At 31.8% G+C, this 15,142-nt stretch carries 20 protein-coding genes; 12 read left to right on the top strand and 8 right to left on the bottom strand.

Features of this window, described 5'->3' with window-relative positions; genetic code table 11:
• Positions 1-108: 108 nt before the first annotated feature.
• Positions 109-588, bottom strand: coding sequence for a Dps family protein (locus G7A72_RS04730; RefSeq protein WP_165151623.1), 480 nt, complete (start codon positions 586-588; stop codon positions 109-111).
• 98 nt (positions 589-686) lie between these two features.
• On the opposite strand from G7A72_RS04730, the gene G7A72_RS04735 reads away from it, so the two are divergent.
• Complete coding sequence (locus G7A72_RS04735) at positions 687-1,631, top strand: hydrogen peroxide-inducible genes activator (protein WP_165151624.1); 945 nt, start codon at positions 687-689, stop codon at positions 1,629-1,631.
• 30 nt (positions 1,632-1,661) lie between these two features.
• Here the strand turns inward: G7A72_RS04735 and G7A72_RS04740 are convergent, their stop codons facing one another.
• Positions 1,662-1,859 carry a hypothetical protein gene (locus G7A72_RS04740; RefSeq protein ID WP_113633621.1) on the bottom strand — a complete coding sequence of 66 codons (198 nt, stop codon included), beginning with the start codon at positions 1,857-1,859 and terminating at the stop codon, positions 1,662-1,664.
• Positions 1,860-2,028: 169 nt separating this feature from the next.
• Complete coding sequence (gene mnmD / locus G7A72_RS04745; protein ID WP_165151625.1) at positions 2,029-2,691, bottom strand: tRNA (5-methylaminomethyl-2-thiouridine)(34)-methyltransferase MnmD; 663 nt, start codon at positions 2,689-2,691, stop codon at positions 2,029-2,031.
• A gap of 300 nt (positions 2,692-2,991) precedes the next feature.
• Between mnmD and G7A72_RS04750 the strand changes: the two genes are divergently transcribed.
• Positions 2,992-4,059, top strand: coding sequence for a branched-chain amino acid aminotransferase (locus G7A72_RS04750; RefSeq protein ID WP_165151626.1), 1,068 nt, complete (start codon positions 2,992-2,994; stop codon positions 4,057-4,059).
• Between the two features lie 91 nt (positions 4,060-4,150).
• Here the strand turns inward: G7A72_RS04750 and G7A72_RS04755 are convergent, their stop codons facing one another.
• Positions 4,151-4,540, bottom strand: coding sequence for a nucleoside triphosphate pyrophosphohydrolase family protein (locus G7A72_RS04755; protein ID WP_165151627.1), 390 nt, complete (start codon positions 4,538-4,540; stop codon positions 4,151-4,153).
• Positions 4,541-4,621: 81 nt separating this feature from the next.
• Here G7A72_RS04755 and G7A72_RS04760 point away from each other — a divergent pair, with 81 nt between their 5' ends.
• From G7A72_RS04760 to G7A72_RS04780, 5 genes are all read left to right on the top strand, one after another.
• Positions 4,622-4,810, top strand: coding sequence for a hypothetical protein (locus G7A72_RS04760; RefSeq protein ID WP_165151628.1), 189 nt, complete (start codon positions 4,622-4,624; stop codon positions 4,808-4,810).
• 259 nt (positions 4,811-5,069) lie between these two features.
• The gene (locus tag G7A72_RS04765) at positions 5,070-6,191 is read left to right on the top strand and encodes an SRPBCC family protein (RefSeq protein WP_165151630.1); all 1,122 of its coding nucleotides are present in this window, start codon (positions 5,070-5,072) and stop codon (positions 6,189-6,191) included.
• A 60-nt stretch (positions 6,192-6,251) separates the two neighbouring features.
• Positions 6,252-6,794, top strand: a complete 543-nt coding sequence (locus tag G7A72_RS04770) for an RNA polymerase sigma factor (RefSeq protein WP_113667093.1) — start codon at positions 6,252-6,254, stop codon at positions 6,792-6,794.
• 32 nt (positions 6,795-6,826) lie between these two features.
• Positions 6,827-7,240: a hypothetical protein gene (locus tag G7A72_RS04775; protein ID WP_165151632.1), complete on the top strand. Its 414-nt coding sequence runs from the start codon at positions 6,827-6,829 to the stop codon at positions 7,238-7,240.
• A 42-nt stretch (positions 7,241-7,282) separates the two neighbouring features.
• Entirely contained in the window at positions 7,283-7,741 is a 459-nt protein-coding gene (locus G7A72_RS04780) for a sensor of ECF-type sigma factor (protein ID WP_165151633.1), read from the top strand.
• A gap of 84 nt (positions 7,742-7,825) precedes the next feature.
• On the opposite strand, the gene G7A72_RS04785 is transcribed toward G7A72_RS04780, so the two are convergent.
• On the bottom strand, positions 7,826-8,848 hold the full coding sequence (locus tag G7A72_RS04785) for a quinone-dependent dihydroorotate dehydrogenase (RefSeq protein ID WP_165151634.1): 1,023 nt from the start codon (positions 8,846-8,848) through the stop codon (positions 7,826-7,828).
• Positions 8,849-9,114: 266 nt separating this feature from the next.
• Between G7A72_RS04785 and G7A72_RS04790 the strand changes: the two genes are divergently transcribed.
• The 5 genes from G7A72_RS04790 (at position 9,115) to G7A72_RS04805 (ending at position 12,412) form a co-directional block, all read left to right on the top strand.
• Positions 9,115-9,627 (top strand): hypothetical protein, encoded by a 513-nt coding sequence (locus tag G7A72_RS04790; RefSeq protein WP_165151636.1) that lies wholly within the window; start codon positions 9,115-9,117, stop codon positions 9,625-9,627.
• A gap of 175 nt (positions 9,628-9,802) precedes the next feature.
• Positions 9,803-11,056 carry a peptidase T gene (pepT, locus tag G7A72_RS04795; protein ID WP_165151637.1) on the top strand — a complete coding sequence of 418 codons (1,254 nt, stop codon included), beginning with the start codon at positions 9,803-9,805 and terminating at the stop codon, positions 11,054-11,056.
• Between the two features lie 4 nt (positions 11,057-11,060).
• Positions 11,061-11,303 (top strand): DUF1801 domain-containing protein, encoded by a 243-nt coding sequence (locus G7A72_RS16745; RefSeq protein WP_371807558.1) that lies wholly within the window; start codon positions 11,061-11,063, stop codon positions 11,301-11,303.
• An 18-nt stretch (positions 11,304-11,321) separates the two neighbouring features.
• Positions 11,322-11,645 carry a YdeI family protein gene (locus G7A72_RS16750; RefSeq protein ID WP_371807559.1) on the top strand — a complete coding sequence of 108 codons (324 nt, stop codon included), beginning with the start codon at positions 11,322-11,324 and terminating at the stop codon, positions 11,643-11,645.
• Between the two features lie 299 nt (positions 11,646-11,944).
• Complete coding sequence (locus G7A72_RS04805; RefSeq protein WP_165151639.1) at positions 11,945-12,412, top strand: hypothetical protein; 468 nt, start codon at positions 11,945-11,947, stop codon at positions 12,410-12,412.
• A gap of 80 nt (positions 12,413-12,492) precedes the next feature.
• Here G7A72_RS04805 and yajC read toward each other — a convergent pair whose 3' ends face one another.
• From yajC to G7A72_RS04820, 3 genes are all read right to left on the bottom strand, one after another.
• Entirely contained in the window at positions 12,493-12,765 is a 273-nt protein-coding gene (gene yajC / locus G7A72_RS04810; RefSeq protein ID WP_113634394.1) for a preprotein translocase subunit YajC, read from the bottom strand.
• Positions 12,766-12,795: 30 nt separating this feature from the next.
• Positions 12,796-13,707, bottom strand: a complete 912-nt coding sequence (gene nusB, locus G7A72_RS04815) for a transcription antitermination factor NusB (RefSeq protein ID WP_165153635.1) — start codon at positions 13,705-13,707, stop codon at positions 12,796-12,798.
• Between the two features lie 185 nt (positions 13,708-13,892).
• On the bottom strand, positions 13,893-14,999 hold the full coding sequence (locus G7A72_RS04820; RefSeq protein WP_165151640.1) for a Glu/Leu/Phe/Val dehydrogenase: 1,107 nt from the start codon (positions 14,997-14,999) through the stop codon (positions 13,893-13,895).
• Between the last annotated feature and the right edge of the window lie 143 nt (positions 15,000-15,142).

Consider the following 15,142-nt stretch of genomic DNA (forward strand, 5'->3'; position numbering starts at 1 on the left):
TTAGAAAAAACATAAGTTCTAATAAATTTAAAAAAAAATTAACATTCAAAAAAAAACCAGAATAAAATCTTATGATTCCATCTGGCTTATTCTATTTCGTTCCTAAAACTATAAGGTTTCTTCCAGCCAAGCTTGCATCATCCAAATTGTTTTTTCTTGCTCTGATATAAAATCACTCATCATTGAGTTGGTCCCTTCATCACTAATTTCCCCAGATTTATTAAGAATCCCTCTTTCTATTTTTAGCAAATGTGACAATGAAGTAACAATCAAATGAACTGCTTTCTCGTCGTTTGAAACATTCTTCCCTACTACTAATTGATTATTTTTTATGTAATCCTCAAAAGTATGCAGTGGAGTTCCCCCAACTGTAAGAACCCTTTCAGCGATTAAATCAATTTTGATTTGGGCATCTGTGTACAATTCTTCAAATTTAACATGTAAATCAAAAAAACGTTTCCCTCTTATATTCCAATGAATTCCTCTTAAATTTTGATAATACACTTGAAAATTAGACAACAAAATATTCAATTCACTTACGATCAATTCTGATTCTTTAACTGGTAATCCTAAAATATTTGTTTTCATAATTTATTGTTTTAAACAAAAATACGCAAGAAAACGCCACTTTACACTATAAGTCAAATTGATTGTTTTTATATTTGCATTAGATATTACTATAAAAAATGACAATAACTCAATTAAAATATGTTTTGGCTGTAGCCGAACACAAAAATTTCACTCTTGCGGCCGAAAAATGCTTTGTAACTCAACCTACATTGAGCATGCAAATTCAGAAAATTGAAGAAGAGTTAAGCATTCAGATATTTGACCGATCCAAAAAACCAATTCAACTTACTGATATTGGTCAAAAAATAGTCAATCAAGCTAAAAATATCGTCAACGAAGCTGATCGTATACAAGATATTGTAGAACAGCAAAAAGGATTTATAGGCGGTGAATTCCGATTAGGAATAATCCCTACTATTATGCCTACTTTATTACCAATGTTCCTTACTAATTTCATCAAAAAATATCCAAAAGTAAAACTCATCATCGAAGAGTTGAATACCGACGAAATTATTACAAAACTTAATAATGGTCATCTGGATGCAGCCATAGCCGCAACTCCATTATTAGAAGATAAAATCAAGGAAATAGTATTGTATTTTGAACCTTTTGTGGCGTACATTCCGGAAACTCACCATAATTTTCAAAAGGAAGAAATAGAAGTCTCCGATCTAAACTTAGACGAGATTCTGTTATTGCAAGATGGTCATTGTTTTAGAGACGGAATTTTAAATTTGTGCAAAAACAACAGCAGCAAAAATGAAATTGGACATTTTCAATTAGAAAGTGGCAGTTTTGAAACCTTAATAAAACTAGCCGATGAAGGTCTGGGAACAACATTACTTCCTTATTTGCATACACTGGATTTAAAAGATAAAGATAAATTAAAGCTTCGCCATTTCAAGGAACCAAAACCGGCACGGGAAGTCAGCCTTATTTTTCCTAAAAGCGAATTGAAAATTCAAATAATTGAAGCTCTTAGAAGTACAATTGCCGGAGTCATAAAAGGTGCAATTGTTTTTCAGAACGTACAAATTATAAGTTCTATTCATAAAAAATAAAAAAAGGAACCGTTTTTGCGGTTCCTTTTTTTATGAATTTACAATAAGTAAACATTGTTTCAACTCTGGTTTTCCTATCGTATAGTTCAATAACCATTCTCGTAATTGTTCCATTTCATAAGGCAACAACATTTTGATGGCTTTTTCTAACTCTTTGCAAAAAAGCAACGGATCAAAACTTACTCTTTCTAGGACTGATTTTGTATAATCATACATGATTTTCGACATAGTAAATGAAGATTTTAAGTTAGATTTTAATAATAAATCGGTGTAAAAATACATTAATTATAATTGTAACATAATTATTTAACGTAGTTTTTAGTTTTTTATTTCAGATAAAAATTCCATCAATAAAACAAAAACAAACTACTGAAAACAAAGGTTTTAACAACTCTATCTAGTTTTTTGTAGCCCGAAACATTTCTCTTTTTCCCGGTGGCCCTGCGAGTTTTTCAACAGTAAAACCTACTTCAATCATGCTCCTTTTTACCACACCTCTGGCTGCATAGGTAACCAGCACTCCATTTGGTTTGAGCGCATTATACATTTTTTCGAAAATTGCTGTACTCCACAATTCAGGTTGTACTCTATATCCAAAAGCGTCGAAATAAATCAAGTCAAATTTATTTTCATCATTGATTTCTTCAAAGAATTGTTTTCTTTTCGTCAATGTAAAATCATCATCCAAAATACTTTTTTCTCCCCAATTACTTTGATGCATGATATCAAAAATTGAACTTTGTTCCACTGCATTAAGTTCTTCTACATAATTCATCGCCACTATTTCCTCTGCCGTAATTGGATACGCTTCCACTCCAACATAATCAATGCTTTGATTCCTTTTTTTTGACTCCAAAAAAGTAATAAAAGCATTAAGGCCGGTACCAAAACCAATTTCTAAAATAGAAACATTCCTGTCTGGAAACAGCGAAAGTCCGTTTTTTATAAATACGTGTTGCGCTTCCTGAATGGCGCCATGTTTAGAATGATAACATTCGTCCCATTCCGCAATATGGATGGTTGTTGAACCATCAAGTGTTTGGATTATTTCTCTTTTCAAAATTATTTTCTAAAGTTATTCGAGTGTGAAATTTTTTAAACTTGTCAAAATTAATGAAAACTAATGCGTTTACTGCTGATAAATCACTATTTATTATGTAATCGATAGAATTAAGCTCATTTTTTTTTTATTTTCTAAAACGTAAACAAATCGTAGTCAAAGGCTATAATTAATATTGTTTTGATAAGTAATTTGCTGATTTTTATTTAATTTTGCAAATATTAAACGCCAATTTATAGAAACCAGATTTTTTAAGCTTTAGCTAAAACTTTAAAAAAAATTAAAAAACAATACATTATTATGAGTACCACTCAAACTAACAAAATTGAAATTATAAAATCCGCTACTTCAAAAATAAGTGAAGTAGATTTTGAAAACTTAAGCTTTGGTTCCGTTTTCACAGATCATTTATTTGAATGTGATTTTAAAAATGGAGAATGGCAACAACCGGTCATTAAACCTTACGCTCCCTTTTTGTTAGACCCATCAACAAGAGTTTTTCATTACGGCCAAGCTATATTTGAGGGCATGAAAGCCTACAAGGATACGAATGATGCTGTTTGGCTTTTTAGACCTGACGAAAACTACAAACGTTTCAATAAATCAGCAGTGAGAATGGCCATGCCTGAAGTTCCTGAAGAAATATTCATGAATGGGTTGAATCAATTGTTGCAATTGGATGAAGCTTGGATCAAAAAAGGTAAAGGGAACGCGATGTATATCCGACCATTTATGATTGCTACCGGAACAGGTGTGATTGCAAATCCATCTAATGATTACAAATTCATGATCATTTTATCTCCAGTAACATCTTATTACTCTGGTGATGTCAAAGTGCTCATAGCGGAACATTTTAGTAGAGCTGCTAATGGAGGAATTGGAGCTGCAAAAGCTGCAGGTAATTACGCTGCGCAGTTCTATCCAACTGAATTAGCTAACAAGGAAGGATTCCAACAAGTAATTTGGACAGATGATGCCACGCATACCAAACTAGAAGAAGCAGGAACAATGAATGTTTTCTTTAGAATAAACGAAACGCTTTTGACTGCTCCGGTTAGTGAAAGAATTCTTGATGGTGTTACTAGAAAAACACTAATCGACTTGGCTAAAAGTGAAGGAATTGCTGTAGAGGTTCGTCCGGTTTTAGTTTCTGAACTTGTTGAAGCTGCGAAAAACGGAACTTTAAAAGAAATTTTTGGTGCAGGAACAGCGGCTGTAATAAGTCCGATATCAGGATTTTCATACCAAGACGTATACTATGAATTGCCAAAAATTGAAAAAACAGTAGCAATTCAGTTGAAAGACAAATTGACTAATATTCAAAATAAACTAGAAGAAGATACTTTTGGATGGACTGTTAAAATATAATTTTTCAACATTATGAATGCATACAAAAAGCGATTTTCACAATGAAAATCGCTTTTTGTATTTTGTATATATTAAGATTCCGCCTATACTTCTATTTATGTTCCAATATTTTAGAAAAATCAGGTTTAAAATAATTTGGTCCTTTCATCACTTTACCGTCTTCACGGTAAATAGGGCTTCCATCTTCGCCTAACTTACTCATATTACTACGTTGGATCTCGTCAAAAACGGCCTCTATTTTATGTTGCAAACCATGTTCAATAATAGTTCCGCAGAGAATATACATCATATCACCCAATGCATCTGCAATTTCTATTAAATCATTATTTCGAACTGCTTCAAGATATTCTTCGTTTTCCTCTTTCATTAAATTATAGCGAAGTTCATGCTTACTTTCGCCTAAATTAGCTGTTGGAATTTCACTGTGCCCAATTTTAAAAGCAGTGTGAAATTCTTTGACTGAGTTTATCTGTTTTTGCATTTTTTTATTTTGTTAAATGAAAAGGCAAATTAGCAACTATTTCTAAACTATTACCTAAATTTGCCTGAAATAATTTCAACTATGTTTAGTCAAGGTCAATTAGTGTTTGCAGGCTTGTTTTTTGTTGCATTTGTTATTGCTGCAATTTATTCCTATCGAAAAGATATCAAAATTCATAATGAGTTTTACAAGGGGAATTACAAAATTGTAATAGGATTTGTAGTTTTTATTGGTATTTTATTCCTGATAAAAATATTTTTAAAACGTTAGTTTTCTCCAAATTAATAAACCAATTCCACTCTACAGTGGAATTTTTTGTTTTAAATATATCAGGATATGCTTTCAAAATTCTTGTTTTTGCTTAAAAATTGAAAATTAAGGCATTGAAAATTAATTTTTTAACCGCTTCTAATAATTAAACAAATTAAACATCCTTTTTTGGATAAAATTGCCATCATATTTATTTAACACTTTCCACTACTTGTAAATTAAATCTTTAACTTTACAAAAATTAATAAACCTGTATATTATGAGGATTTTAAAATATTTATTTCTTTTACTGCTGCTTAGTTTTGTGGCTCTATCTATTTTTGTGGCCACTCAAAAAGGAGATTTTACCGTAGAAAGAAGTAAAATCATAAATTCTCCAAAATCCAACGTTTTTAATTTTGTCAATGATTACAGAAACTGGGAAGATTTTGGCTCATGGATTACTGCAGATCCCGAGATTAAAATTAATTATCCAGGTAAAACAATCGGTACAGGAGCATCGTATTCATGGGAAGGAAAAGATGGAAACGGTGATATGAAAACTCTTTTTGTAAAAGAAAACGATAGTATTTCTCAGAAAATGAACTATAGCGGTACCGAATCTTCGGTTTTTTGGAAATTTAAAGATACCGTTGGAGGAACAAAAGTAACTTGGAAAACCATTGGAAAAATGAGTTTTTCTATGAAAGTATATACCGCGTTTAATGGCGGTATCGATAAAATCATTGGTGAAATGTATGAAAAAAGCCTAGCCAATCTTGATAAAACGCTAGATTTTGAGATAAACACTTACACGGTAAAAGTGGACGGACCAGCTAAAAAGGCTGGAACCTTTTATTTGAAACAAACCTTCAACAGTAAAATTTCGAATGTTATTAAAAATTCAAGAATCGTATTTTATAAAATCAGCACGTTCTGTAAACAAAACAATATCGAATTGAATGGAAAACCATTTTTAATCTATCACACTTATGATGTAGCAAGCGGATTGACTAAAGTTTCGTTTTGTGTGCCTATAAAAACTCAAATTTTAACGAGTTCAGGAAGTGATATTTTAGCTGGAAAACTAGAACCATTCGACGCCATTAAAACAACGTTAAATGGAGACTATTCCCATACTCAAAAAGCACTGGATCAAACTAAAGTATACATTAATACTAATAAAATTGTAATAGATCCTACATTTTCTCACTTGGAAATTTTCACTACAAGTAGAACAGAAATTAAAAATCCTTCAAAATGGGTAACTGAAATTTACTATCCTTTGCAGCCAAAAATAATTCCAGTCAAATCTTATGTTCCAGCTGCCATTAAGAAAGTAGAGCCAGCAATAACTCCTGAACCAGTTATGAATAAGGAAGAAGAGCAATCTGAATTTTAAATTATTATTGGTGGATTAAACCTTTTTGAAAAATTACACTCTAACCTATAAATAATAATTTTGCAAGAGGAACAGGAATTTATTCAGCAATTGTTATCCCCTAAAACGCATAATCAAGCGTTTCAGCGGTTGATTGCAGATTATCAAAGACCACTTTACAATCACATTCGTAATATCGTTTTGAACCACGATGATACAGATGATGTTTTGCAAAATACTTTTATTAAAGTATTTCAAAATTTAAAGAATTTTAAAGGCGAAAGCAAACTATTTTCATGGATGTATCGTATTGCTACCAATGAAGCTTTGACTTTTTTAAAACAAAAATCAAAAATAAGTGGCATCTCATCTGAAACATTGCAAAACAAAACGTTGGATAATCTAGAAGCTGATGTGTTTTTTGACGGAAATGATATTCAAATAAAATTGCAAAAAGCTATTGCACTATTACCTGAGAAACAACAATTGATTTTTAAAATGAAATATTTTGAAGAACTCAAGTATGAAGAAATTTCTGAAATCTTAGGAACTTCCGTTGGTGGATTAAAAGCATCCTATCATATCGCAGTAAAAAAAATAGAAGCTTTTGTATCTACTAATTAAACCTTTTTATACTAACTACGTCTAAAGAAAATATGAAAACATTTAAATTAGAAAACGAGCCTAAAATTGAAACCGGATTTAAAACACCGGATCATTATTTTGAAAATTTCTCAGTCAAAATGATGCAGCAATTGCCTGCAAGGGAACCAAAAGTTATTTCTATTTTTCAAAAAAGGAAAACTTTAATTATGATGGTGGCAGCCGTTTTCGTACTTGCCCTGATGATTCCAATTTATAATTACTCATCTGCCAGCAGCAATGAATTGGATGCAACTGAATTAGAAAATTATATCACCTATCAATCTAATCTAAATCAATATGATTTGATAAGTGGCCTAGAAACTGAGGACATTAACAACATGAACACAAGTACTGCAATAGAAGATGAAGCGATAGAAGATCTTTTATCTGGAAATTCAAATCTGGAAAATCTTATTTTAGAATAAATAACAAACTTGCTTTTTAAGCTTTAATTAAAAAATCATAAAATGAACGTTAGAAAATTATTACCCCTACTCTTTTTATTTGTTTCATTCAGCTTTTACGCTCAAGGCGAAAGTATGAAAGAAAAAAGAGAAAAAATAAAAGCGTTGAAAGTAGCTTTTTTTACCACTGAGCTTGATTTTACAGCTAATGAGGCTGAAAAGTTCTGGCCGCTTTACAACACATTTGATGACAAACAATTTGAATTAAGACATCAAAAAATGCGTGCTTATATGAAAAGAATGAGTGATGGCTCATTAGATAAAATATCTGAAAAAGAAGCTAATAATTTCTTAGTTCAAATGGAAGAAACTGAAGAAGAGTTATTTTTATTGCGAAAAAAATTCACTCAAAATTTGCGAGGCATATTACCTTCAGTGAAAATCATTAAACTTAGAAAGGCTGAAGAAGATTTCAATAGAAAATTGCTCCATCAATATCGTAATAAAAGCCAAAAAAAATAATTGCTTTAATTTTATTAGTTCAACGAAAAGAGACTCTATATTCATAATTGATACAGAGTCTCTTTTTATTTAAGTAAAGTAAAACTACTGTAATCTTTCTAAAAGTTTCTTATTTATGGCCTTTACCAATGCTGGTCCTTCATAAATAAAACCGGTATACAACTGAATTAAACTTGCTCCGGCATCTAGTTTTTCAATTGCATCTTCAGCAGAATGAATTCCTCCTACTCCAATAATAGGGAAGGCTTTATTGCTTTTTTGAGATAAAAATCGGATTACTTCAGTAGAACGATGTGTCAATGGTTTTCCTGACAATCCACCCATTTCTGTTTTATTTTCGGATTGCAACCCTTCACGAGAAATCGTGGTATTAGTAGCAATAACCCCCGCAATTTTAGTTTCTTTTACAATATCAATAATATCAAGCAATTGTTCATCTGTTAAATCTGGGGCAATTTTTAATAAAATTGGCTTTTGCTTTGGCTTAGCCAAATTCTTATTTTGGAGCGTCTGCAAAAGTTGTGTCAACGGTTCTTTATCTTGTAATGCTCGAAGATTTGGTGTGTTTGGCGAACTCACATTAACCACAAAATAATCGACATAATCGTATAAAGCGTCAAAACATATTTCATAATCAGAAGTCGCTTCTTCGTTTGGTGTCAACTTGTTTTTCCCAATGTTTCCTCCAATCAAAACGCCTTTGTTTTGTTTCAAACGTTCCACTGCTTCTTGAACTCCGCCGTTGTTAAATCCCATTCGGTTGATGATGGCGCTGTCTTCTTTCAAGCGAAACAATCGTTTTTTGGGATTTCCTTCCTGACCTTTTGGAGTCAACGTTCCTATTTCGATAAAGCCAAAACCAAAATTGGACAATTCCTTATACAATTTTGCATCTTTATCAAAACCTGCTGCAAGACCTACTGGATTTTTAAATTTTAATCCGAAAACTTCGGTTTCTAATTTGGCATCATTTACTTCATAAAGCGCTTTAAAAAGAGCTGTAAATCCGGGAATTTTAGACAAAAAGCGAATCAATGAAAAAGTAAAATAATGCACTTTTTCAGGATTAAACCAAAAAAGTATAGGGCGTAAGAGTAATTTGTACATGTTGGTGTTGTTGTGTTGTGCAAAAATAGAATTATCTAACCGATAAATAAATATTTGGAAAATAATTTTTAAATCATTTTGCCAAATCAAAAAGTGGTTATAAACATATTTTATTTGGCTTTAGCCAACGAAGAAAATGCCAATAAAGAATCCTATTCTTTCTATCTATCTAAAATGATACAATTATAGAAGAAACACTTTAAATTAACCGATCGAATCGTTTTATAAAAATTACATTTTTTAATTAAATATTTACTCCCATGAGATTGAAAATTACAACAACGCTTTTTTTGTTTTTTATAGTTCAGGTCTTTTTTGCACAAGAAGTAAAAAATGAAACTATAAAAGTGGATGCAAAAAAAAATGTAATTCCAGCAGTTGATTCAACTCAAATTGCAGCAACAGCAACGGCAATAAGCAGTAAAACCAAAGAAGATACAAAATACTTAAATGACCAACTTAAGTCCGAAAAGAAAGCTTTAAAGGAAGCTAAAAAAATTGAGAAAGAACAAGAGCGTTTTGAAAAAGAAAAAAAGGACTTTAACAAAAAGCAAAGCCGAATTTTTTCCGGAGAGAAATCCGTTCGGAATATAAAAGATAAAATAAGTAAGTCACAACGAAACTTGATTACAAGCAAGGAAAAATTAGATAAGAAAATTGCCAAAGGCAGCCTTTCTTCTAATCGAATTAAAAAAGAAAATATAAAGATCAGTAAGCAACAAATTAAAACCAATAAACTGGAAGAAGATCTTGAGAAAGCTGAAAAAAAAATTAAATAAAGTAAAAAACTAAATTTCAACCACCTCCGGGTGGTTTTTTTATGACTACTCTATTCCGACACAAATCAGCATACAATCCTTGTGTCATTCAAAATTCCATTAAACAAAATTTAGTCTTTACTTTACTTCTAAATCCTCCTAAAAAAAAGATTATATTTGCATAAAACAAAGAAAAATGCAACATATCATAGACCGTTTCATCAGTTATGTAGTTATTGATACAGAATCTGACGCAAATTCAGAAACTACACCAAGCACAAAAAAACAATGGGATTTAGCTAATAAACTAGTTGAAGAATTGAAAACTATTGGAATGCAAGACGTTTCAATAGATGATAAATCATATATTATGGCAACGTTGCCCAGTAATGTAGCGCATGATGTACCTACAATTGGGTTTATTTCACACTTTGACACATCTCCAGATTTTTGTGGTGCAAATGTAAAACCGCAAATAGTCCCAAATTATGATGGTAAAGACATTGTATTAAATGCGGATAAAAACATTATCCTTTCCCCTAATTATTTCAAAGATTTACTGCTTTACAAAGGACAAACTCTAATCACTACAGACGGCACAACCTTATTAGGCGCCGATGACAAAGCCGGAATCACGGAGATTGTTACCGCTATGGAATTCCTTATCAAAAATCCTGAAATCAAACACGGAAAAATCAGAATTGGTTTTACACCTGACGAAGAAATTGGTCGTGGCGCCCATCATTTTGACGTAGAGAAATTTGGAGCGGATTGGGCCTATACAATGGACGGAAGCCAAGTTGGAGAACTGGAATACGAAAATTTTAATGCGGCTGGAGCCAAAATTACTTTCAAAGGAAAAAGCGTTCATCCTGGCTACGCCAAAGGTAAAATGATCAATTCCATGTTGATTGCAAATAATTTCCTAAATGAATTGCCCTCTGGAGAAACTCCCGAAGAAACCAAAGGATACGAAGGCTTTTTTCACGTGCATCACCTAACAGGAAGTATCGAAGAAACTGTTTTGGAACTTATCATTCGCGATCATAACAAGAAAAAGTTTGAAAAACGAAAAGAACTAATTGAAAAAATAACTAAAAAAATCAATAAGAAATTTGCAAAACAATTTGGTGAAGATATAGTTACTGCCGAAATAAAAGATCAATATTACAATATGAAAGAAAAGGTTTTGCCTGTAAAACATATTGTGGATATTGCTGAAAAAGCAATGAAAGAGATTGGAATTAAACCGCTAATAAAACCTATTCGTGGTGGAACTGACGGTTCTCAATTGTCGTATAAAGGATTGCCCTGCCCAAATATTTTTGCCGGCGGACATAATTTTCACGGAAAATATGAATATGTTCCTGCTGAAAGCATGCAAAAAGCAGTTGAAGTTATTGTAAAAATAGCCGAATTGACTGCGCTGGAAGTAGCTGTTAAAAAATAATCTATTGGAATCCTCAAAAGCGACTCACATTTGGGATAAAAACAACAGTTGGTTAGAAGAATTAGAATTTCTAAAATCAATTATTGTCAAAACTGAACTTGAAGAAACTAGCAAATGGGGCGGAATTGTTTATGTCCTCAATGACAAAAATGTAATAGGAATTGGTGGATTCAAAAATTACTTTGCCATTTGGTTTTTCAAAGGTATTTTACTGGAAGACAAAAAACAGTTGTTAGTGAATGCATAAGAAGGCGTTACAAAAGCATTGCGGCAGTGGCGTTTTAAATCAAAAGAAGAAGTCAATGAAACTGATGTCCTGAATTATATAAAGGAAGCCATTGAAAATGAAAAGCAAGGAAAAACGAGTAAGCCTGAAAAGAAAATGCCAATTTTATCCGAGTTTTTCCAAAAAGAATTAATTGCCAATCAAGAATTAGCAGCGGCTTTTCAGAAATTTTCAGCGTACAAGCAATATGAATTCATGGAATATATTGAAAGTGCAAAACGAGAAGAAACTAAACGTTCCCGGATTGATAAAATCATCCCAATGATACTCGATAGCATTGGTCTTAATGACAAATACCGATAAGATTAAGTCCCATTACTGAAATTTCAGGAATGGGACTTTTTTTATTAAAAAAAATCAAACTTAGCAATGATTTACTTTACTAATTGATGCCAAAATTAATCTCTAATTTCTGCTTATATTTTTTAGTTGGCTTACTTCGTTGTCATGTATTCGTACAAATTTAGATTCAAATAAAGAAAAGCTTAACATTGGACAATTGATTAAATCACTATATTTACTTACAATAACTTAACAATTTATTAAAACAATAAGAAACATTAGTTTTAATAAAGCAAAATCTAATACTAAAAACACAAACTATGATACAAAAAGAAGAAGAAGAGACGATACAACCGTCTTTGGAAAAACCTGAAGTTGTAAAACCAACCCGAACCAGAAAACCAAAAATTATTAACCCTGAAGTGGTACCTGCCGAAATTATCGAACCTAAAAATGAAACTGTAATCACTGAAATTATTGAAGAAACGATAACCATTTCTGCTGAAAGCAACGATGATACTGCTGCAGAACCAAGTAAAAAAGACACTAAAAAAGACACTAAAAAAGACACTAAAAAGAAGATAAAGATGAAAGATAAAGACAAGAAAAAGGTTAAAAAAGCTGACGCAAAAGAAAAAGCAAAGCAAAAAGCAAAAGCAAAAGCCAAAAAGGCAAAAAAAGCGAAAAAGGACAAAGCGAAGAAAGCAAAAGTAAAAGCGAAGATCAAAGCTAAAAAAGCCAAAGCAAAATCTAAAAAAGCAAAGAAGAATAAAAAGAATAAAAAATAATATTATTCTTTTTTATGCAAAAAAAAGTCTCAATCCGAATATTTTCCGGTTGAGACTTTTTTTAATTTATAAAATGAAAATTATTTTTTGTTCAAAATAGCACTCATTTCCATAGAAATCGCAGAACGCTCCATTTTCAATTTTCCTGACATCGTTTCTACAACAACAGTTGTATCTGCAAGCTCAGAAACTTTTCCGTGAAGTCCACTTTTGGTGATGATTTTATCACCTACTTTTAGTGTACTTTCAAATTCTTTTTCTTGTTTTGCTTTTTTCTGTTGTGGTCTGATCATAAAGAAATAGATCACCACAAACATTAATATAAACGGTGCAAATTGAGTTAACTGTTCCATAATTTTGATTCTCTTTTTATTTGTTAATTATTACATTAGACCACGACCGGCTTTTATAATTCTTTTGCTGGTTTGCAGTTCTTTTACTAAATTGTCTAAAATTCCGTTGATAAAAATACTACTTTTTGGTGTAGAATATTCTTTGGCAACCTCTAAATATTCGTTAAGTGTAACTTTTACAGGAATAGAAGGGAATTTCAAGAATTCACAAATTGCCATTTTCAGAATAATAGTATCAATCTCGGCAATTCTCTCACTGTCCCAATTAGGCGTTTTATCTACATATTCTTTAGCTAATTCTGATTCGTTAAGCACTGTTTTTCTAAACAAATCTTTCACAAAATCTTTGTCCTCATTGTCTTTATACAATTTTGGAACTCGGAAATTATCATCTTCACCAGCCTTAATCGCTTTCAATTGCTTGATAATATGTGTATTCACTAACGGAATATCATCAACCCAAGTCAATTTATCATCCTCCAGATAGTCATACAATTTCTCGTTTGGAACAATAACTTCCATGAATAAATCAACGATAAACTGTCGGTCTTCCTCAAACGTGTTCACGGCATTACTCATGTATTGCGCATACAATGGACTCGCCTTGATATCATTCAAAAGCAATAAAATATAATCGTCGTTTAAAGTCCAATTATTGATCTTACGGTTTTCCAGAGCAATACTTAATGAATTATTTTCGGAAAGAATTTGAAAAATCCTGTTTTTGATGAATTTTTCGTTAGGCTTGCGTTCCTCAGGAGTTGCAAGATGTTTCAAACTTGATTTGTGCAAAAAGATAGTTTCTGTTTTGCAAATTTCAATCAGCGAAGAAAGCATTATAAGGTATAAATCTTGAATATTGTCGATACTGTAAAAAAGGAATTTTTCTTCTTTTTCCAAATTATCTGAACCGCTTTGATGCATCGCATAAATGGACTGCATGACTTTAACGCGAATGTGTCTTCTATTTACCACCTTGTAAGAACTTTTATTAATTAGGGTGCAAAAATAAGTATTTCATTTTTTAAAATAAAATATATAATCGCTTATTTTATTGTAATCAATCAACAGTACTCAGTAAATACTACTAAAACATCCCCTGAATACTGATAATTGAGCACTGAAAACTACTTTTTACTGTTCTCTATTTTTCTTTGATTGATTCTATTTTGGGCAATAGTCAAAGCAGCATGATGTGTTGTCATGTTGTTAGCAATTGCAAAATCAAAAATCTCCAATGTTGTATTATAGATGTTTTCTGTTTTACGCATGATTTCCGCTTTGTCATAATGCGCTAATTCAGCGTAAACATTGATAATTCCACCGGCATTAATCAAGAAATCCGGAGCATATAAAATCCCTCTTTCCTGTAAAATTGCACCGTGAACATTCTCATCAGCTAATTGATTATTAGCAGCTCCGGCGATTACTTTTGCTTTAATTTTATAAACTGTATTGTCATTTAAAGTTGCTCCCATGGCGCAAGGCGCGTAAATATCAACATCGGCGCTGTACAAATCGTCTCCTCTGAAAATTTCTGCATGGTACTTCGCTCCTACTTCATTCAGTTTTTCTTCATTGATGTCAGCAATAGTAACGATTGCTCCTTCTTTGGTCAAATAATCAACTAAAGTTTCACCAACATGACCAATTCCTTGAACCAATACTTTCTTGCCACTCAAAATATCAGAACCAAATTGTTGTTTTGCAGCCGCTTTCATTCCTAAATATACTCCGTAAGCTGTAACTGGCGATGGATTTCCAGAACCACCTCTGTATTCAGAAATTCCGGTAACATATGGTGTTACATCTCTAACGATATCCATATCTGCGGTTTCCATTCCCACATCTTCAGCAGTAATATATCTTCCGCTTAAACCGTGCACAAATTCACCAAACTTACGCATCAACTCCGGCGTTTTTTGCGTTTTTGCATCTCCTATAATCACGGCTTTACCGCCACCAATATTTAATCCTGTAACCGCTGCTTTAAAAGTCATACCGCGTGAAAGACGCAAAACATCATTTAATGCTTCCCATTCATTGGCATAATTAAACATTCGTGTACCACCCAAAGCAGGACCCATAACCGAATTATGAATACCAATAATTGCTTTTAAACCTGTATCTTTGTCGTTGCAAAATACAATTTGTTCGTGATCATCAAATGATAATTGACCAAAAACGGGATCCATTTTTTGAAGTTCCTTTCCAGTTGTGAAAGCTGCATTCATAGTGTAAGTTTTTATAGTGATAAATTACGAATTCGTCAAAAAGACATTTCAAATTTACATAAAATATAAATATGCATCAACATTTTGTCTAAAATTTGTTAATTCATCAATTAGAGTAATCGAAAATTTATCGGTAAAAATAA

Source organism: Flavobacterium sp. Sr18 (genome assembly GCF_011064265.1).
Classification (GTDB): domain Bacteria; phylum Bacteroidota; class Bacteroidia; order Flavobacteriales; family Flavobacteriaceae; genus Flavobacterium; species Flavobacterium petrolei.